Annotated in this window: 13 protein-coding genes; 10 read left to right on the top strand and 3 right to left on the bottom strand. The window is 65.5% G+C overall.

The features are described from left to right. Positions 1 to 507: 507 nt before the first annotated feature. Together NYR97_RS04310 and NYR97_RS04305 are read right to left on the bottom strand one after the other, a co-directional pair. Positions 508 to 2,481, bottom strand: a complete 1,974-nt coding sequence (locus NYR97_RS04310) for a sigma-54-dependent Fis family transcriptional regulator (protein ID WP_205393680.1) — start codon at positions 2,479 to 2,481, stop codon at positions 508 to 510. Positions 2,482 to 2,835: 354 nt separating this feature from the next. Continuing rightward, positions 2,836 to 3,768, bottom strand: coding sequence for a carbohydrate kinase family protein (locus tag NYR97_RS04305; protein WP_205393681.1), 933 nt, complete (start codon positions 3,766 to 3,768; stop codon positions 2,836 to 2,838). A 275-nt stretch (positions 3,769 to 4,043) separates the two neighbouring features. Here NYR97_RS04305 and NYR97_RS04300 point away from each other — a divergent pair, with 275 nt between their 5' ends. The 9 genes from NYR97_RS04300 (at position 4,044) to NYR97_RS04260 (ending at position 16,750) form a co-directional block, all read left to right on the top strand. After that, on the top strand, positions 4,044 to 5,090 hold the full coding sequence (locus tag NYR97_RS04300) for a rod shape-determining protein (protein WP_023905168.1): 1,047 nt from the start codon (positions 4,044 to 4,046) through the stop codon (positions 5,088 to 5,090). A gap of 172 nt (positions 5,091 to 5,262) precedes the next feature. Then, positions 5,263 to 6,543, top strand: coding sequence for a rod shape-determining protein MreC (gene mreC / locus NYR97_RS04295; RefSeq protein ID WP_316696835.1), 1,281 nt, complete (start codon positions 5,263 to 5,265; stop codon positions 6,541 to 6,543). After that, a complete protein-coding gene (mreD, locus tag NYR97_RS04290; protein ID WP_023905166.1) occupies positions 6,540 to 7,025 on the top strand; it encodes a rod shape-determining protein MreD in 486 nt (161 codons plus the stop codon). The genes mreC and mreD overlap by 4 nt, the downstream gene beginning before the upstream one ends. A 3-nt stretch (positions 7,026 to 7,028) precedes the next feature. Further along, positions 7,029 to 9,089 carry a penicillin-binding protein 2 gene (gene mrdA / locus NYR97_RS04285; RefSeq protein ID WP_210762907.1) on the top strand — a complete coding sequence of 687 codons (2,061 nt, stop codon included), beginning with the start codon at positions 7,029 to 7,031 and terminating at the stop codon, positions 9,087 to 9,089. Further along, on the top strand, positions 9,086 to 10,204 hold the full coding sequence (gene rodA, locus NYR97_RS04280; RefSeq protein WP_023905164.1) for a rod shape-determining protein RodA: 1,119 nt from the start codon (positions 9,086 to 9,088) through the stop codon (positions 10,202 to 10,204). Before mrdA ends, rodA begins: the two co-directional genes overlap by 4 nt. A gap of 814 nt (positions 10,205 to 11,018) precedes the next feature. Beyond that, entirely contained in the window at positions 11,019 to 12,425 is a 1,407-nt protein-coding gene (locus tag NYR97_RS04275; RefSeq protein ID WP_316696832.1) for a glycoside hydrolase family 28 protein, read from the top strand. A 288-nt stretch (positions 12,426 to 12,713) separates the two neighbouring features. Continuing rightward, on the top strand, positions 12,714 to 13,853 hold the full coding sequence (gene mltB, locus NYR97_RS04270; RefSeq protein ID WP_316696831.1) for a lytic murein transglycosylase B: 1,140 nt from the start codon (positions 12,714 to 12,716) through the stop codon (positions 13,851 to 13,853). Further along, positions 13,850 to 15,250 (top strand): septal ring lytic transglycosylase RlpA family protein, encoded by a 1,401-nt coding sequence (locus NYR97_RS04265; protein WP_316696830.1) that lies wholly within the window; start codon positions 13,850 to 13,852, stop codon positions 15,248 to 15,250. The genes mltB and NYR97_RS04265 overlap by 4 nt, the downstream gene beginning before the upstream one ends. Before the next feature lie 288 nt (positions 15,251 to 15,538). Continuing rightward, complete coding sequence (locus tag NYR97_RS04260) at positions 15,539 to 16,750, top strand: D-alanyl-D-alanine carboxypeptidase family protein (RefSeq protein ID WP_316696829.1); 1,212 nt, start codon at positions 15,539 to 15,541, stop codon at positions 16,748 to 16,750. A 145-nt stretch (positions 16,751 to 16,895) separates the two neighbouring features. Here the strand turns inward: NYR97_RS04260 and NYR97_RS04255 are convergent, their stop codons facing one another. After that, entirely contained in the window at positions 16,896 to 17,957 is a 1,062-nt protein-coding gene (locus NYR97_RS04255; RefSeq protein ID WP_074058294.1) for a lipid A deacylase LpxR family protein, read from the bottom strand. Between the two features lie 290 nt (positions 17,958 to 18,247). Here NYR97_RS04255 and NYR97_RS04250 point away from each other — a divergent pair, with 290 nt between their 5' ends. Further along, the gene (locus NYR97_RS04250) at positions 18,248 to 19,231 is read left to right on the top strand and encodes a CsgG/HfaB family protein (protein WP_316696828.1); all 984 of its coding nucleotides are present in this window, start codon (positions 18,248 to 18,250) and stop codon (positions 19,229 to 19,231) included. The last annotated feature ends 124 nt before the right edge of the window (positions 19,232 to 19,355 follow it).

Below are 19,355 nucleotides of genomic sequence, written 5' to 3'. Positions count from 1 at the left end.
CCGCGATGGTGGGCGGGCAAGGGCCCTGCAGCCAAGCGCAGATCAGCCGCTCTGCAAGCGATTTGTCCGCGCTATCCAACCGCTCCAAGACAACCGAGATTTCGAGTCTTGGCGGCACTTAGCTTCAGTCAATAGCGCAGTAAGTCGAGGCCACCGCACCAGAAAGTTAGTCGGTTGCTCTTTTGAAAATATGCACACCGACCATCTCGGCGGGTCCTTGCCCGCTCACCGTCGCGGGACCTTACGCGGCACGGATGCCGCGTAAGAGCTTACATGGACGTACTTGCGGCGTGTCCCGCGATGGTGGGCGGGCAAGGACCCTGCAGCCAAGCAACAGATCAACCGCTCCGCAATGACGTCATGTACGTGGTGCATGCCGCACCGAGCAAACTCGCCACCGCCTGATGGCCAAGAAGTAGTTCTGTTGATCGCTGTAAGGATCAGCACCAAGACCCTGCTTTGGCTTTTACGAATCCCCAATTCCCAATCCCAAATCACCGCCACCGCTCAGCCCGTATCCAACCCATGCTTGCGCAGCTTGCGATACAGCGTATTGCGGCTGATACCCAGGGCATCGGCGGTGCGGCTGACATTCCAGCGATGGCGTTCGAGTTGCTGCTGCAGCACCAGGCGCTCGGCCTGATCGAGTGCGACGCGGCCGGGCATGTCGTCGGCCGCCACCGCGCGGCCATCGACCAGACACGGCGCGCTGCCGGCATCGACGATTTCCTGCGGCAGATTCGGTAGCCGGATCACCCCATCGCTGCACAGCACCGCCGCCGTGCGCAGCACGTTGCGCAACTGACGCAGATTGCCCGGCCAGGCGTAACTCAGCAATTTGTGCATCGCTTCTTCGCTGATGCGCACGCTGTGCTCGCTGTTTTCTTCGCGCAGCAAGGTGCGGATCAGCTCGGCCTTGTCGCTGCGCTCGCGTAGCGGCGGCAGATGCAGCACCACGCCATTGAGCCGGTAATACAGATCCTCGCGGAACTCGCCGGCAGCCACCCGCTGCGCCAGATCGCGGTGGCTGGCGCTGATCACGTGCAGTTCCAACGGCACCGCGCGCTCGCTGCCTAACGGCGTGACGCATTGTTCTTCCAGCACGCGCAGCAGGCGGCTTTGCAACGGCAACGGCATGTCGCCGATTTCATCCAGAAACAGCGTGCCGCCACTGGCCTGCAGCAATTTGCCGTGGCGGCCTTCGCGCGCAGCATCGGTGAATGCGCCGCGTGCATAACCGAACAATTCGCTTTCGATGAGCGCTTCTGGAATCGCCGCGCAATTGATCGCCACAAACGCACCATTCGCCCATGGCGAGCCCCGATGCACCGCCTTGGCAAACTCTTCCTTGCCGGTCCCGGTGTCGCCACGCAGCAAAATCGACACGCGGTGCGCTGCCAGTTTCAACGCATTGGCCAGGTTGTGGCGCATGCGCGGATCCGAGCCCACATGCTCGCCGGGTTGCAGCTCGGTATCCGGTGCCAGCTGTGCCGGCCCGCCTACCGCCGGCAGCGCCGGACGTGCACGCGGCGGGCGCACCAGCGCGTAGAAACGCCGCCCGTGGCAGGCGCAGCGGATCGACCACAAGGTGCCGGCATCGCTGCCCGCACGATGCTCAAGGGTGTCGAAGTCCAGCTGCATCACCTGCGAAATATTGCGGCCCACCAGCTGGCTACGATCGATCTTGCCGAGCTGCTCCAGTACCGCCTCGTTGACTGCCAATACACGGCCGTCCGTATCGATCGCGATCAGCGCCTCATGCAGCAACCCGGCAAACTCGGGCCGGCTATGGAAGCGCAGGATGAAAGCGTGACCGAACTGATTGAGAAAATGCGAGCGCGAGATCTGCGCCGCCGACATGCTCACCAAGGCCACGGTGTGGCGCTGGATCTGCTTGCCGTCCTGCGCATCGGGCGTGGAGGCATCCAGCACCGCCAGCAGACCGCCGTGCGGGTCCAGGATCGGCGCGCCGCAGCACGACAACGGCAGATGGCGGGTCAGATAATGTTCGCCACGGTGCACGCTCACCGCCGTGCGCTCCACCGCGCAGGTGCCCAGCCCGTTGGTGCCCTGATGACATTCGGCCCAACTGGCGCCGCAGAACAGGCCGGCCTGGCGAAATTCGCGCAGCAGGGTCGGGTCGTGCACGCTGTGCAGCACGGTCGCTTCGGCATCGGCAAAGATCACCGCATAACCGCTGCCGGCGATCTGTTCGTAGAGGTTTTCCATTTCCACCTTGGCGATGCGCAGCACCTCGCCCAGACGCTGCTGGCGCTCGCGCACGTGCAAGGCATCGTGCACCAGCGCTTCGGGTGGTGCCTCGGGCAACAGCGAATGCTCGTCCAGGCAGCGTCGCCACGAGCGCGACAGTGGCGCAGCCAACGGGGCGATGTCGCGCAGCCGGCGGATCTGCCGGAGCACATCCGGTTCGATCTCAGGCAGGGCGATGGACGTAGCGGCGACAACGCTTGGCTCGGACATGGGCCAGCGTTCCTCAGTGAGCGCGAAGCGTCAGTAGAGGCACAGATCGGGCTGATGCTCAAACTGCATTGCAGCAACTGCATTGCAGCAAATTGCGTTGTTGCAAATGCATTGCTGATGCGGATGCCACGGCCAGCGATGGCAGGCGCCGGATCTGGGAGTTGTCCGCTCAATACCGAGCGAGGCCAACGAGCCCCTCTCCTGCGGGAGAGGGGTTGGGGTGAGGGTACGAGGCGAAGCCTTGTGCTGCTCAAACTGCGCGAGGCTTCGCTCTACCCTCATCCGCCCCTGCGGGCCACCTTCTCCCGATGGGAGAAGGGTGGAGCGGGCTCTACGCTGCTTATCTGAGCAGCCTCAGAGCGCGTAACCAAACTGCTGCTTGAACTGGTCGTTGAACTCGGTGAAATCGAAGCGCTGATTTTGCGTGCCCGGATGTTCCACCTTCAGTGCGCCCATCAGATTGCCCATCCGGCCGATCGTCAGCCAGTCGTAGCCGCCCTGGATGCCGTAGATCAGCCCGGCGCGGAAGGCGTCGCCACAGCCGGTCGGGTCGACCACGCGGCGCTCGTGTGCCGGCGGGATGTCGTAGGTCTTTTCCGGCGTATGCACCAACGCGCCCTTCGGGCCTTGCGTGGTGATATAGGCCTGCACGCGCGAGACGATGTCCTTCTCGTCCCAGCCGGTGCGTTCCTGCAGCAGGTTGGACTCGTAGTCGTTGACCACCACGTACTGGGCCTGCTCGATGAACTGGCGCAGCTCCGGGCCGTTGAACAACGGCATCGCCTGGCCGGGATCGAAGATGAAAGGGATACCGGCAGCAGCGAACTCTTCCGCGTTCTGGATCATGCCCTCGCGCCCGTCCGGGCCGACCAGGCCCAGAGTCACGCCTGGCACATCCTTCACGTGGTTTTCGTAACTGCGCATCATCGCGCCCGGATGGAATGCGGTGATCTGGTTGTTGTCGTGGTCGGTGGTGATGAACGCCTGCGGCGTGAACAGATCATCGATGATCTTCACCCGCGACAGGTCGATGCCCAGCGCCTCGAAGTGTTCGCGATACGGGCCGAAATCCTGGCCGACGGTGCCCATCGGGATCGGCGCGCCACCGAGCAGATGCAGGTTGTAGGCGATGTTGCCGGCGCAGCCGCCGAACTCGCGGCGCATGCGCGGGACCAGGAACGACACATTCAGGATGTGCACCTTGTCCGGCAGGATGTGATTCTTGAACTGGTCCGGGAACACCATGATGGTGTCGTAGGCGAGGGAACCACAGATCAGTGCGGACATCGAGTCAGGCCTTTGCGTAAGGAAATACCCGCCAGTTGCCGGCATGGCGGCGGGACGGCGCCAACGCCGCGGCGCAAAGGGTAACGGCTGCGATCGATCAGGGCCACAACCGCGTGCCATGCCCGGCGTGACCGGCACATGAAAACCGGGCCGAAATACCTGATTTTTCCTTGCTCGCACCGGGGGGGATTGCTAGGCTAGTGGACTTCGTTTTTCGCCCATTTTTTCGCCACTCTGGCGGCAGGGCACGCAACTCCTCAGGAACGGCTCCCCCGATGTTCAAGAAACTCCGCGGCATGTTCTCCAACGACCTGTCCATCGACCTGGGCACGGCCAATACGCTGATCTACGTGCGCGGGCAGGGAATCGTACTGAACGAACCATCGGTGGTGGCGGTACGTCAGGACCGCGCAATCGGCGGTACGCGCTCGGTGGCCGCCGTCGGCGCAGAAGCCAAGCAGATGCTCGGCCGCACGCCTGGCCACATCACCACGATCCGCCCGATGAAGGACGGCGTCATCGCCGACTTCACCTACACCGAAGCGATGCTGAAGCACTTCATCAAGAAGGTGCACAAGTCGCGCTTCCTGCGTCCGAGCCCGCGCGTGTTGGTGTGCGTGCCGGCCGGCTCTACCCAGGTCGAGCGCCGCGCCATCAAGGAATCGGCGGAAGAGGCCGGTGCGCGCGACGTGTATCTGATCGAAGAACCGATGGCCGCAGCGATCGGTGCGGGCATGCCGGTGACCGAAGCGCGCGGTTCGATGGTCATCGACATCGGCGGCGGCACCACCGAAGTGGCGGTCATCTCCCTCAACGGCATCGTCTACTCGCAGTCGGTGCGTGTGGGCGGCGACCGCTTCGATGAGTCGATCACCAACTACGTGCGCCGCAACCACGGCATGTTGATCGGTGAAGCCACCGCCGAGCGCATCAAGCTGCAGATCGGCTGCGCCTACCCGCAGGACGTGGTGCAGGAGATGGAAATCTCCGGCCGCAACCTTGCCGAAGGCGTGCCGAAGATGATCAAGATCAACTCCAACGAAGTGCTCGAAGCGCTGCATGAGCCGCTGTCGGGCATCATCTCCGCGGTCAAGCTGGCGCTGGAGCAGACCCCGCCGGAGCTGTGCGCCGACGTCGCCGAGCGCGGCATCGTGCTCACCGGTGGCGGCGCGCTGTTGCGCGACCTGGACCGCCTGATCTCCGAAGAAACCGGCCTGCACGTGCAGGTGGCCGACGACCCGCTCACCTGCGTGGCCCGTGGTGGCGGTCGCGCGCTGGAGCTGGTGGACATGCACGGCAACGAGTTCTTCGCGCCGGAGTGATGCGTTCGGGAATCGGGAATCGGGAGTGGGGAATCGTGAAAGCATTCCCTGCCTGCGGCCCTGAGCGGTTGCGACGCGGTCCCGCCCATGTGAGTTTTCGCCTCAACCGCACCGAGGGCAGTACATCGCCCTCCGATTCCCCACTCCCGATTCCCCATTCCCGGCCCTGACAGTGCCCTCCTACGCCGGTCCTCCCGTCGCCTCCCGTCCGGGCGAAGTCACCTCCACGCTGCGCTTGCTGGTGTATCTGGTGCTGGCGATCGTGCTGATCGCGCTCGATAGCCGCGGTAGCTGGCTGAGCCAGCTGCGCATGCAGGCCAATCTGCTGATCCAGCCGATCTGGGCAGTGGCCGGGCTGCCGGGGAGGATCGGTTCGCAGGTGCGCGATAACGCCGCCACCCACGCGCAGTTGGTGGAAGAAACCCGCGCGCTGCGCAATCAGCTGCTGGTGGCCAATGCACGCCTGACCCGGCTGCAGACCGCCGCGCTGGACAATGCGCAGCTGCGCGAACTGCTCAACGTGGCCGAGCGGCGCGGCCTGGACGTGCAGCTGGCGCCGATCCTGGATATCGACCTGGACCCGACCCGGCAGCGCCTGCTGCTGGATGCCGGCAGCCGCGATGGCGTGCTGATGGGCCAGGCGGTGATCGATGCCGGCGGCCTGATGGGGCAGGTGATCGAAGTGACGCCGCTGCATTCGACCGTGCTGCTGCTGACCGACCCCGACCACGCGGTGCCGGTCAGCGTGGCGCGCAACGGCGTGCGCCTGATCGTCTACGGCCGCGGCGACCGGCTCGAACTGCGCGACATCCCGCTCAGTGCCGGCGTGCAGGTGGGCGACGAGATCGTTACCTCCGGCCTCGGCGGCCGCTTCCCGGCGGGTTTCCCGGTCGGCAAGGTGTCCGAGCTGCATCCGGACGATACCCACGCCTTCCTGGTCGGCGAACTGACCCCCGCCGCCAAGCTCGATCGCGGCCGCGATGTGTTGTTGCTGCGCGCGGGCAAGCCGCTGCGGGTGGTGCCTGGGGCCGGGAGTGGGGAGTCGGGAGATGGGATTCGCAACGGCAACGGCAACGGCAACGGCAACAGTGTCGAGGCGGCTGCGGCCAGCGCGCCAGCGAGTGCGCCGGTGACCGCAACACCACGCACGCCGGCGGGCGGAGTTTCCAACACGGCGATCGATCCGGCACGCCCGACGGCCGAAGCGGCATCGGGCACCGGCACCGCGCCGCGTGCACGGTCCGCATCGACACCCGCCGCGCCCGGCGCGCAGCCGGCCCGCGCGCCAGCGTCCAGCCGCCCTGCCAGCAGGCCCGCTGGCGTTCCCGCTTCGAACGCATCCAACGCCCCGATTTCCGATTCCCGTCCGGCCCCGCCGCAGGGCGCTGCTTCCAACCAATCCCCAATTCCCAATCCCCAATCCCGCCCGGCTCCGCAGGAGACGGACCAATGACCCGCATGCGCAACACCTGGATCCTGCCGGCGAGCTTCGTCATCGCGCTGGTGCTGGGCCTGCTGCCGCTGCCGCTCGTGGTGCAGCCGCTGCGGCCGTACTGGCTGGCCTTGGTGCTGGCGTACTGGGTGATCGAGGAGCCTGACCGGGTCGGGCTGGGCATCGCGTTCGTGGCCGGCGTGCTGGCCGATCTGCTGTACGGCGGGCTGCTCGGCGAGCAGGCGCTGCGGCTGGTGATCTTGACCTTCATCCTGCAGCGCTTTCGCGCGCGGATGCGCTTCTTCCCGGTCTCGCAGCAGGCGCTGGCGATCGGCGGGCTGCTGCTCAACGACCGCATCGTGTCCTCGGCGGTGCATCTGGCCGTGGGCGAGCCGACCCTGCCGTGGAGCTACTGGTGGGCGCCGCTGCTGGGCATGGCGCTGTGGCCGCCGCTGTTCGTTTTGCTGGATGCGGTGCGGCTGGGCAAGCGGAGCAAGAAGTAAGCCATGCACGGGCGTCGTCACCCCAAGAACCCGCATGCGGAGGCCGAGCAGTTCCGCCGGCGTGCGGTGCTGGGCTTTGTGATGGTGGTGGTGTGCCTGGTCGGCCTGGGCGGCTGGTATTTCAAGCTGCAGGTGCTCGACCACGAGGTCTACGCCACCCGCTCGGAAGCCAACCGCATCAAGCCCAAACCGGTGGTGCCCGGGCGCGGCATGATCTACGACCGCACCGGCCGGCTGCTGGCCGAGAACGTGCCGGCCTTCCGTCTAGATGTGACCCCCGACAAGGTCACCGACATGGCCGCCATGCTCGCCGCGCTGGGCAAGGTGATCCCGATCGCGCCGGAAGATCTGGAGCGCTTCAATCGTGAGCGCAAGGCGCGCCGCAGCTTCCTGCCGGTCACCCTCAAGCTGCGCATGAGCGATGAGGAAATGGCGCGCTTTGCAGTGGAGCGCTGGCGCTTTCCCGGCGTGGAGCTGGAGCCGTATCTGACCCGGCGCTATCCGTTCGGGCCGTTGTTCGCGCACATCATCGGCTACGTCGGCCGCATCGACGAAAAAGATCTGGCGGTGCTGGGCGAGGGCAATGCTGCGCTCACCCACATGGGCAAGTCCGGGCTGGAGCGCTATTACGAGCAGGATCTGCGCGGGCAGGTCGGTTACGAGCAGGTCGAAACCAATGTGCAGGGACGGGCGATCCGCACCGTCGGCCGGGTCGCGCCGCAGTCGGGCGCGGACCTGCGGCTGTCGGTGGATGCCGATCTGCAGCGCGCGATGGTGGCCGCATTCGGCGAGCACGAAGGCGCGGCGATCGCCATGGACCCGCGCACCGGCGAGATCCTGGGCATGGTCAGCCTGCCGAGCTACGACCCCAACCTGTTCGTCAACGGCATCTCGCATACCGACTTCCGCATGCTCAACGACAACCCGTCGCGGCCGCAGTTCAACCGGCTGGTGCTGGGTGGCGTGGCGCCGGGCTCCACGCTCAAGCCGCTGATTGCGCTGGCCGGGCTCGATAGCGGCCTGCGCCGGCCGGAAGACCGTGTGCTCTCCACCGGCATGTTCTACCTGCCCGGCGTCAGCCGCGGCTGGGGCGACTCGCACCGCGGCGGTCACGGCTGGACCGACCTGCGCAAGTCGATCGCCCAGTCGGTCAATACCTACTACTACCGCCTGGCGGTGGATATGGGCATCGAGCGCTTCGACCAGTACATGGGCGGGTACGGGTTCGGTGCGCCCACCGGGGTGGACCTGCTGGGCGAAATCGGCGGCATCCTGCCGTCGCCGGCCTACAAGTACAAGACCCGCAAGGAGCGCTGGTACCCCGGCGACACCGTCAATATCGCCATCGGTCAGGGCGACTGGAAGGTGACCCCGTTGCAGCTGGTGCGCGGTATTTCGGGGATCGCCAGCGGCCTGCTGCAGCGCCCGCATCTGGTGCTGGAACAGCGCACCGGCTTCGATCATCCGTGGCAGCCGATGATCCAGCCGCCGGGCAAGCCGATCAGCCCGAATCCTGCGCATGTGCAGGTGGTGCGCGAGGGCATGATGGACACCATGCGCCCGGGCGGCACCGGGTATGCCATCACCCCCGGCGCGCCGTACCTGATGGCCGGCAAGACCGGCACCGCGCAGGTGGTCAGTCGCAGGGGCGTGGCGGCGGTGGACCCGCGCAGCCTGCCGATGCATTTGCGTCACCGCGGCCTGTTCGTCGGTTTCGCACCGGCCGACAACCCGGTCATCGCGGTGGCGGTGGCGGTGGAGGGCGGCGGCTTCGGTACCAGCTCGGCGGCGCCGATCGCACGCAAGATCTTCGACGCCTGGCTGCTGGGCAAGCTGCCCGCCGGCCTGGAGCCGCTGGACAGCGAGCTCGGCATGACCGCCGTGGGCGTCAACCAGTTCGAGGCCGGCGCCACCGATGCGCGTGCGGCCGGCGATGCGGCTGCGGCCACGCTGGAAGAATTGCCGGTGGTGATCGGCCAGACCGCCGTAGCGCTGGATCCCAACACGCCCGCCCAGCCGGTGGTGCCGGATGTGCCGGACGCGGTCCAGGAGACCGACCATTGAGTGACATCCTGCGCTGGCTGGTGGACATGGTTGCGCGCTTCACGCGCAGCCTGGACTGGGTGCTGTGCCTGGCGCTGGGGGCGCTGATGGTGATCGGGCTGTCGGTGCTCAAGAGCGCCGGCGGCGCCGCCAACGGCGATCATCTGGTGATGGCGCAGGGCGTGCGCTTCGTCATCGGCCTGGCCGCGATGTGGGGCATTTCGCGCATGTCGGTGCTGCGCCTGCGCGCCTGGACGCCGTGGGTCTACGGCTTGTCGATGCTGCCGCTGCTGGCGGTGTTCGCGCTGGGCACCGGCAAGTACGGCCGCCAGTGGCTGGATCTGAAACTGTTCTACCTGCAGCCTGCCGAGTTGTTGAAGATCAGCCTGCCGATGATGGCGGCCTGGTATCTGCATCGCATGCCGCTGCCGCCGCGCATCTCCACCGTGCTGGTCACCTGCATGATCATCGGCGTGCCCACTGCCCTGATCATGCTGCAGCCGGACTTCGGCACCGGCGTGCTGATCGCCGCCAGCGGCGTGTTCGTGCTGCTGTTGGCTGGGCTGCCGTGGTGGTGGGTGGCGGTGGGCGTGGGCGGCGTCTCGGCAGCCGCGCCGGTGGCCTGGTTCTGGCTGCTGCGGCCATACCAGAAGGACCGCATCATGATGTTTCTCAACCCGGAAAACGATGCGCTCGGCGCGGGCTGGAACATCATTCAATCCAAGATCGCGATCGGCTCGGGCGGTTTCGACGGCAAGGGCTGGGGACTGGGTTCGCAGTCGCATCTGAACTTCATTCCCGAACAGACCACCGACTTTGCGTTTTCGGTGCTCAGCGAAGAATTCGGCTGGATCGGCGTGGCCACCGTGCTGACCTTGTATCTGATCGTGATCGGCCGCTGCCTGTGGATCGCCTCGCAAGCGCGCGACACCTATTCGCGGCTGATGGCCGGTGCCACCGGGCTGGCGTTCTTCGTCTACGTGCTGGTCAACGGCGGCATGATTTCCGGCCTGCTGCCGGTGGTTGGCGTGCCGATGCCGCTGATGAGTTACGGCGGCACCTCGGCGGTGTCGCTGCTGGCCGGATTGGGCCTGGTGATGGCGGTCAAGGCGCATCGTCCGGTGCATGGGTATTGAGCCGGCGTGTCGTGCGGCGAACGGCGGCTGGCAAAACTACTGCGCTCACCACAGATGGGTGCGGCCGGCTTTCTGGTTCCCACCCGCATACCGCCAAGTGATGAGGGCATTGCGCCCTCGGCCGACTAAAGCTTTTGATCTGAGCCTCTGGCTGCATCTTAAAAACCGCTACGCCCCGACTCTCGGTGTCTCGAAGTGATTCGACAGTGTGGATGGATCAGTTGTAGAGCGGGTGATCTGCCGCTTTGCTGCAGGGCCCTTGCCCGCCCACCGCCGCGGGACACGCCGCAAGTACGTCCATGTAGGCTCTTCTGCGGCATCCATGCCGCATAAGGTCCCGCAGCGGTGGGCGGGCAAGGGCCAGTCGAGATGGTCGGTGCGTGGTTGCGAGCAGTTGCGCGGCTGTTCGATGAGGTGCGGTCTGAGGAGCTCCTTTCTATCCGAGCGAGTCACTGCTATCCCGACATCGCTGCGCGCGTCAACGAAGGTGCATGTGGCCAACACGTTGCCGTCGTCGCTGCAGCGTTCGAGTGATTTTGTTGGTCGCTTTAAGCACGGCGCGCCGCATGCGCCACACGCATGCGACACGCACATGTCACCCAGCTGACGCTTCGCAAATCGCGCACCGTTCTGCGCGCTGCGTTGCAATGCCGACACACCGTCGCGGCGCCGCTTCGTTCGCGCGGTTCCGGGTTCGCTTGCCTTGCGCATGTACTGTGATTGCTCCGTAGAGTCCGTCACGCCGCTGAGTTTGCCGGCCGGGTCGCGTTGCTTCAGCAGGCACGCGCCATTCCTCTCTCAGGTGATCTTCTTCATGAAATTGCTAACCGCCGCCATCGGCGGTGTCTGTCTTACGCTCGCCGCACAAGCCGGCGCCATCAACCTTGCAACCGGCGATACGCGCGCAGTCTCCGAGCCGGCGATTCCTGCCACCTGCCAGCCGGTGAGTGCCAGCCACACGCCGAGTGGACGCCTGTTCGACGCTGCATCGGAAAGTGCGCCGCCGGATACCAAGACCATCCAGGCCGCTCTGACCGCCTGTACCGGCAAGAACGGCAGCGTGCTGCTCAAGGCCGGCACCGGCACTGCGTTTCTCAGCGGGCCGCTGTCGATTCCCACCGGCGTCACCTTGGTCATCGATCAGGGCGTCACCCTGTACGGCTCGCGCAATCCGGCCGACTACGGCAGCGGCTGCGGCACTGCCGGTGCCAAGAGCGGTGGGTGTCTGCCGTTGATCAGCGTCAAGGGCCTCAAGTCGGGCGTGATGGGTGTGCGTACCGGCGGGCGCCAAGGCACCATCGACGGCCGCGGCGATCTGCCCATGCTGGGCAAGGACACCACCTGGTGGGAATTCGGCGAAAACGCCAAGAACGCAGGCCAGGTGCAGAACAGTCCGGACCTGATCAAGGTGCAGAACTCCAACACCTTCACGCTCTACAACGTCAACCTGATCAATGCGGCGTACTTCCATTTCTTCGCGCATATCGTCGATGGCCTGACCATCTGGGGCGTGCGGGTGAAGTCGCCGGCCACCAGCCCCAACACCGATGGTCTGGACCTGGACAGCGTGGTCAACGCCAGCCTGGTCGATAACGATGTGATGGGCGGCGACGACTGCGTGGCGATCAAGACCATTGCCTCCAAGTCCGGCAACATCAGTGTGCGCGACAACCGCTGTTACGGCACCCACGGCATCTCGATCGGCAGCGAAGTGATGTCCGGGGTCAACAATGTGCTGATCGAAAACAACGCCATCACCTCCACCGACGATGCCGGCAACCGCAGCACCGACAACAACGGGCTGCGCATCAAGACCAGCATCGTCAAGGGCGGCCCGGTCAGCCTGATCACCTATCGCAACATCTGCCTGTTCGGGGTGACCAGCCCGCTGGTGATCAACCCGTTCTATTCGACCGGTGGTAGCGGGACCAAGCCCAGTTTCAAGGAGATCGTGGTCAACGGCTTGCGTACCACGGGCGATGTCGGCCTCAAGGGCAAGGGCTGGATCCTGAAGGGCTTCGATGCGCAGACGCCGCTGGATCTGGTGCTGGCCAATCTTGCGACAGGCAACACTGCCGTCACCGCCAGCAACGCGCAGATCGGGCTGGTCAACAGCGACCTGACGGCCGAAAAGTTGGGCGCCGGCGTCACGACCGCCCCCGTGCAACTGAGTGGTGCAATCCCGACCTGCTCGACGGCACCGCGTTTCCCGGCACTGTGATCGATCGGGCGTGGCCGGCGTTTCGGCTGCGCCTGATTTTTTTCGAATGCCGTTTGCGAAAAACGATGCAGCGCCGCGAGGTGCTGCATCGTGGGGACTGAGGGAATTTCCGATTCCATCGCAGCGGACACATCCGGGCCTGCATGGAGGTTTTTTCGTGCTGCGCCCTGCAGCTGGGTGTCCTGCAAGCTTGTGGCAATGCTGCGGCATGTCTTGACTTCGGCTAAAGCTCTTTCGTTTCATGGTCTTATTGCCAGAAGTTCATCTGGTCTCTGTTACTCTCGGCCGATGATTCGACGCACCCTGACCTGCCTGCTCACCCTCGGCCTTGTCGCCTGCGCGACCCAGCCCAGCCCTCCGACCCCGCCGCCGGCTGCCAGCGCGCCCCCGGCCAGGCCGCCGAGCGCGCCGGTCGCGCCCGTCAGCGCCGCCGCCGAAGCGCCTGCATTGCCGCCGGTGGACCTGACCCCGGTGCCGTTCGAGATCGCCCGTGCCAATTTCGTGCGCGACACCGCCGCCAGGTACGGCCTCGACGCCGCGCAGATCGACGCGGTGCTGGCGCAGGCGCAATTCAAGGACGCCATCGTCACCGCCATGTCGCGCCCGGCCGAGCGGGTCAAACCGTGGAACGAATACCGCCCGATGTTCATCACCCAGGCGCGCATCGATGGCGGCCGCAAGTTCCTGGCCGAGCACCGCGCCGAACTGAGCAAGGTCGAGGCGGCCACCGGTGTGCCGGCGCAGGTGATCGTGGCCATCATCGGGGTGGAAACCAGCTACGGGAGCAACGCCGGCAAGTACCGCGTGCTGGATGCGCTGTACACGCTGGCATTCCGTTATCCGCGCAGCGGCGATCCGGCCAAACTCGAACGCGAAGTGCGTCGCGAGCTATTCTTCCGAGATGAACTCGGCCAGCTGTTCGCGCTCGGCAAGGAAGAGCAGCTCGATGTCACCACGCTGATCGGCAGCTATGCCGGCGCGATGGGCATGGGCCAGTTCATGCCGTCCAGCTACCGCCAGTTTGCGGTGGATGGCGATGCCGACGGCAAGCGCAATCTGTTCACCGACCACAACGACGTGTTCGCCTCGGTCGCCAACTACTTCGTCAAGAAGGGCGGTTGGGTGCGCGGCGGTCAGGTCGCGGTACCGGCCACGCTGGCCGTCGGCCACGAAGAATTCAATCCCACCGACTGGTCGCCGGTGTATACGCTGGCCGATCTGTCGGCGCGTGGTTACCACCCGAATGCGCCCGTAGTGGCCGGCAGCACGGCGACCCCGATCACCCTGGACGATGCCAACGGCAAGCAGTACTGGCTGGGCTTCCAGAATTTCTACGCGATCACCCGGTACAACATTTCCAAGATGTACGCGATGGCCGTGTTCCAGCTGTCCGAGGCCATCGCCGGCAAGGAGTTACCCCCGGCATGAAAAGCATGACAGGCTCCAAGTGGCTGATCCCGATGGCGCTGATGCTCGGCCTGGCGGCCTGTAGCAGTGCACCGAAGAAGAGTTCGGGCAGCGCAGGCAGCGGCGCGATCAAGGGCGTCAAGGTCGAAGGCAAGGGGCCGGCGTATGTCGCCACCGGATGCCCGTCGAGCTCGCCGTATGCGGCAGCGAAGGAAGATCCGTCCACGCGTGGCGATTACACCGCCGGCGGCCTGTACAAACCCGGCGTCAAGGACACCACCCCGGACCACGTGCCCAACGTTGCCTGCATTCCCGAGCCGCTGGTCAGCAACGAGCCGCGCTCGGCGGTGGGCAATCGCTCGCCGTATGAAGTGCTGGGCAAGCGCTACGTGGTGATGGACAACCCCGGCGACTATGTCGAACGCGGCACCGCCTCGTATTACGGCAGCAAATTCCACGGCCGGCTGACCTCCAACAAGGAGGTCTACGACATGTACGCCTTCACCGCCGCACACAAGACCCTGCCGCTGCCCAGCTTTGCGCTGGTGACCAATACCGACACCGGCGACTCGGTGGTGGTGCGCGTCAACGACCGCGGTCCGTTCCACGATGGCCGCGTGATCGATCTGAGCTACGCCGCTGCGGTCAAGCTGGGCATCACCGGCAAGGGCACCGGCAATGTCGAAGTGCGCGGCCTGACCGAAGCCGACAACGGCAATCTGCTGGCCAAGCGCCGCAATGGCGTGGCACCTGTCGCTACCGGCGTTGCCGCAGCGCGGCCAGCCTCGGGCGTCAGCCAGATCGATGGTCTGGTGCAGCGTCTGCCCAACGGCACGGTTGTTCCGCGCGCGGTGGCTGCAAGTTCGGCTGCCGTGCCGGTGGCGACATCGATCGCCGCCGCGCCGGTCACTGCGGCAGGTGAGCGTTGGCGCTATCACGTGGCCGATTCGCGCCAGCCCGGTAATCCGGACAATTTCGATGCGTGGATGAAGTCGCAGGGCGTGCGTGTTGCGACCGGCAAGCCGGCAGCGGTTGCGCCGCGGCCGGCATCGGCCACGACATCGACGCCTGCGCCTGCTGCGCCGGTGGCGGTCGCGGTGGTCAAGCCTGCAGGCAGCGCGCCGCTACGTGCGACCAAGCCCGAACCGGTGCCTGCCAAGGCACCCAGCGTTGCCGAGAGCGCACTCGGCGACATCCTGTTGCAAGTCGCCAGCTTCGCCAGTCGCGAAAACGCCAATCGCGCGCTGTCGCAGTTGGCCTCGGCCGGCATTGCCGGTGCCAGCGTCAGCGACATCGTCAGTGGCGGGCGTACCCTGTGGCGCCTGCGCGTCAATGCACGCGACCACGCCAATGCCTCGGAAATCGCCCAGCGCATTGCCGGGCTGGGTTTCGGGCGCCCGCAAATCGTCGCCAATTAGGCGTTGCGTCTTAAGCGCGGGGATCAAGGCAGCCGCTCAGTCGTCGACTGGCGCGGCCGGCAGGGCTGGCGCGCGGAATCGGCTGGTCCACTCGCTCACTCTGGATGCAGCGTCGTCTGCCTCGCTCGATCCCGACGCACGCGCTGCTGCAGCCATTCTCGGCCCCCACGGTTACGACAACGCTGAACTCTGCAAGCGTGCATGCCCTGCGGCGCGTCGCCTTGATCGCCATCGCACCTTACAATTTCGCATTACCCAGCCTTCGGGCCCGTCAGGAGTCGTTCTTCAATGAAATTCCGCTTCGCCGCCGCTGTCGTGGCCACGTTCGCCTTCGGCCTGGTCTGCGCCCAGACACCTGCGCCGCAGCCGACGCCTGCCGTTGCCGTTGCCGCTGCGCCGGCCGCCGTGCCGGTTCCGCCCGCACCCGCGCCGGCCGTGTCCAAGTCCTGGATCCTGATGGATTACGCCACCGGGCAGGTGCTGGCCGGTGAAAACATCCACCAGCAGTTGGCGCCGGCCAGCATCACCAAGGTGATGACCTCCTACGTGGTCGCTGCCGAAATCAAGAACGGCAAGGTCAAGCGCGACGACCAGGTCATGATGAGCGAGCGCGCCTGGCGCGAGGGTGGCGCCGGCACCGACGGCAGCTACAGCGGCTTCCCGGTCAACCAGACCGCGCGTCTGGAAGACATGGAAAAGGGCATGGCGATCCAGTCCGGCAACGATGCCGCAATCGCCCTGGCCGAGCATGTCGCCGGCAGCGAAGAAGCCTTCGCCTCGCTGATGAATAGCTACGCCGCCAAGATCGGCATGAAGGATTCGTACTTCGTCAACGCGCACGGTCTGAGCGCCGAAGGCCATCATTCCACCGCCTACGATCTGGCCATGCTGGGCCGCGCGATGGTGCGCGATTATCCGGAGACCTACGCCTACAACAAGATCAAGGAATTCCAGGTCGGCACCATCAAGCAGAACAACCGCAATCTGCTGTTGTGGCGCGACCCGGCGGTGGACGGCATCAAGACCGGCCACACCTCCGAAGCCGGCTATTGCCTGCTGAGCTCGGCCAAGCGCGGCGATCAGCGCCTGGTGGCGGTGGTGATGGGCGATTCGTCCGAGCGCCAGCGTGCCGATGACAGCCTGGCACTGCTCAACTGGGGCTTCCGCTTCTTCGAAACCCACAGCCTGTACACGCCCGGCAAGGTCGTGACCAAGCAGAAGGTGTGGAAGGGTGAGCAGGACGAAGTGCAGCTGGGCGTGGCCCAACCGCTGCTGGTCAGCCTGCAACGCGGTCGCTACAACGACCTCAAGCCCAGCATGGAAGTGGCCAAGAACCTGCAGGCCCCGATCAAGAAGGGACAGCAGATCGGCACCGTCAAGGTCAGCCTGGACGGCAAGATCATCGCCCAGGCCCCGCTGGTCGCCATCAACGCCGTCGAAGAAGGTGGCTTTTTCAAGCGCCTCTGGGATGCGTTCTGGATGTGGTGGGAATCGGAGTGATTCAAAGAAAAAGCCGGCGAAAGCCGGCTTTTTCTTTGCGGGGATTGGGGATTGGAGAGTCGGGATTGGCAAAGGCGAGAGCAGGAGCGAAGCACCAGCAGCCCGCTCTTGCGAATCCCCAATCCCGACTCCCCAATCCCGGCCCTCAAAGCATCCGGCTGATCGTGAAACTGCCATACACCGGCGTCTCGCGCTGGGTATCGAATTCGCGGGTGCGGTGATAGCGGGCGATGGCGAATTTCCAGCGGCCGTACATCACCGCCAGGCCGTAACCGACGTCGCCGACGAACGCGCGCTTGTCCACGCTATGGCTGCTGCGGAAGGTATTGCCGTCCAGGGTGATATCGCGCAGCACCCAGCGCGCATCGGTGGTCACGAACAGATGGCCGGACCAGCCGCTGGCACGTCCGAGCCGGCTGGGGGCGGTGTTCTCGCCGGCCGGCCGGGTCGGTGTGCTGCCGAAATCGTCCGGCAGCTTCCAGCCAAAGCGCGCTTCGCCGCCGGCATTCAAGTGCGTGGCCATGTTGCCGACCGCGCCGCCCCAGTGCGAAATGAAATCCCAACCGAAGCCGTCTGCATTGACCGCCGCATCGCCCGGCCAGCGGCGCATGCGCTCGTGCACCAGATTGATCAGCGGCTCGTTGTGCAGCTGGTTGTCCCAGCCCTGGAATTTCTCATCGCCCAGCGCATCGTGGATCGCATCCTGCGCCTCCTGTGCAAACGCCCACGGGCCGACCACGCCGATCTGCAACTGGGTCGTGCGCAGGTGCGCATCGTTGCGCGCGTTGTAGCCGAAGCTTGCCAGCAGGATGCCCGCATACGGGCGATCGTCGGGAATCACATCGCGCCGGGTGGAATCGGTCGGCGTGAAAATTCCCTGGCCAATCGAGAACACCATGTTCTGCTGGTCGAACTCGCCCGGATGCAGACGTTCCAGATAACCGTTGACCCAGCGCGCGGTGCGCGGCAGGCAGGGGTCGTCGGTGTAGTCGACCAGGTTGGGCGACACCAGCGTCAGTACCGCGCCATTGGAATAGCCCTGGTCCTGATCCTCCCCGCCGAACAAATCGTTGTCGACCCGGAAATTCACCGCCGGCGGGGTCCGTCCCAGCCTGCTGGAGTCGCATTGATCAGCCGCCAGGGCCGGCATCGAAAGCCCGGTGAGAGAAAGCAGCAGGGCAGCAGACAACGCGCGCGGTCGAAGCATGGAGGGCCTGGAAAGGTAGGAAAGGACGGTGTTCGGCAAAGGTGCCTGCGGCCGCTGCTGCGCCGCGTGAATGTGTGCCAGCATCATGCCCGAGCAATCTTGGGCGGCGGTTGAGGCTGCCGGCACCAGTCCGTTCCATTTACGGCATGCGCAGCCATGAAAAGCTCGCGCGAATAGCATATGATCCGCCCCCGGGGGAACCAGCCCCAAGGAACGGCGGCCTTTCGCAGGCTATTTCATTACCAACGGATCGCGTTTGCCAACGGCAGCGCAGGTGTCAGGGGAACTACATGAGCAAGACGATTTCTGTGAGCGCAGCGCTGTTGTCCAGCGTGTTGGGTATTGCCTTGGCTAGCGTCAGCGCGCCGGCATCGGCCGGATTGAAGGATGCCTTCAAGGGCTCGGCCCAGGATCAGCGCAAGGACGGCGTGGCTCAGATTCCGGTGTGCGCCAAGCCGCTGGGCAGCCTGTCGGTCATCGAGCCGGAAGACGCAGTCAACTGGTGGTCGGGTCAGCAGCTGCCGGCGCCGTCCAAGTTGATCAAGGTGTTCGTCAACAAGTCGCGCTGCTTCACCCTGGTGGACCGTGGCGCGGGCATGGCGGCATCGCAGCGCGAGCGCGAGATGGCGGCGAACGGTGATCTGCGCGCACGTTCCAACGTGGGCAAGGGCCAGATCCGCGCGGCCGATTATGTGATGACGCCGGACCTCATTTCGCAGAATCACAATGCCGGCGGCAGCGCCATTGCCGGCATGCTGGGCGGCCTGGTCGGCGGCAATGCCGGCAACCTGGTCGGTGGCCTGAATCTCAACAAGAAGACCGCCGACGTGGTCCTGACCATCACCGATGTACGCTCGTCCGAACAGGTTGCCATGGCCGAAGGCAACGCCAAGAAGACCGACCTGGGCTGGGGCGCGCGTGGCAACCTGTTCAATGGCGGCGATTTCGGCGCGGCCGGTGCCGGCGGTTATGCCAATACCGAGATCGGCCAGGTGATCACGCTGGCGTATCTGCAGGCCTACACCGATGTCGTCAGCCAGCTCGGCGGCCTGTCCGGCAACGCGGCTGCGTCCAATTCCCAGCAGGCGGTCACCGTCACGCGTGCAGGGCGTCTGTTGGGCAATGCCAAGGGTTCCGGCGCGGCTGTACGCACGCTCGAGCCGGGCATGATGCTGTACCCGACCGGCAACAAGGAAGGCGTCATGTGGGAAGTCGAGGACGAGATGGGCAACCGTGGCTGGGTGTCGTCGGCCATGCTGGAACTGTCCAAGTAAGTCTTTGGCAAGACGCAGGTCAGGCGTGATGCGTCTGGTCTGACCCAACGGGGCCCATGTGGCCCCGTTGGGCTATCTGCGACACGTCAGAGTGGCAGACGGGCTTGGGTTTGCCCGCCAGCGG

Source organism: Xanthomonas hydrangeae (genome assembly GCF_032697525.1).
GTDB classification, from domain to species: domain Bacteria; phylum Pseudomonadota; class Gammaproteobacteria; order Xanthomonadales; family Xanthomonadaceae; genus Xanthomonas; species Xanthomonas hydrangeae.
The sequence above is the reverse complement of the archived record's forward strand: the minus strand, read 5'-3'. Positions and strand labels throughout refer to the sequence as shown.

What these genes read in the sequence shown, in the direction of transcription:
- NYR97_RS04300 (WP_023905168.1), top strand. Translation starts at nt 4,044, where the DNA reads ATGTTCAAGAAACTCCGCGGCATGTTCTCCAACGACCTGTCCATCGAC.
- NYR97_RS04265 (WP_316696830.1), top strand. Translation starts at nt 13,850, where the DNA reads ATGAAAAGCATGACAGGCTCCAAGTGGCTGATCCCGATGGCGCTGATG.
- NYR97_RS04310 (WP_205393680.1), bottom strand. Translation starts at nt 2,481, where the DNA reads ATGTCCGAGCCAAGCGTTGTCGCCGCTACGTCCATCGCCCTGCCTGAG.
- NYR97_RS04255 (WP_074058294.1), bottom strand. Translation starts at nt 17,957, where the DNA reads ATGCTTCGACCGCGCGCGTTGTCTGCTGCCCTGCTGCTTTCTCTCACC.
- NYR97_RS04250 (WP_316696828.1), top strand. Translation starts at nt 18,248, where the DNA reads ATGAGCAAGACGATTTCTGTGAGCGCAGCGCTGTTGTCCAGCGTGTTG.
- mltB (WP_316696831.1), top strand. Translation starts at nt 12,714, where the DNA reads ATGATTCGACGCACCCTGACCTGCCTGCTCACCCTCGGCCTTGTCGCC.
- mrdA (WP_210762907.1), top strand. Translation starts at nt 7,029, where the DNA reads ATGCACGGGCGTCGTCACCCCAAGAACCCGCATGCGGAGGCCGAGCAG.
- NYR97_RS04275 (WP_316696832.1), top strand. Translation starts at nt 11,019, where the DNA reads ATGAAATTGCTAACCGCCGCCATCGGCGGTGTCTGTCTTACGCTCGCC.
- NYR97_RS04305 (WP_205393681.1), bottom strand. Translation starts at nt 3,768, where the DNA reads ATGTCCGCACTGATCTGTGGTTCCCTCGCCTACGACACCATCATGGTG.
- mreD (WP_023905166.1), top strand. Translation starts at nt 6,540, where the DNA reads ATGACCCGCATGCGCAACACCTGGATCCTGCCGGCGAGCTTCGTCATC.
- NYR97_RS04260 (WP_316696829.1), top strand. Translation starts at nt 15,539, where the DNA reads ATGAAATTCCGCTTCGCCGCCGCTGTCGTGGCCACGTTCGCCTTCGGC.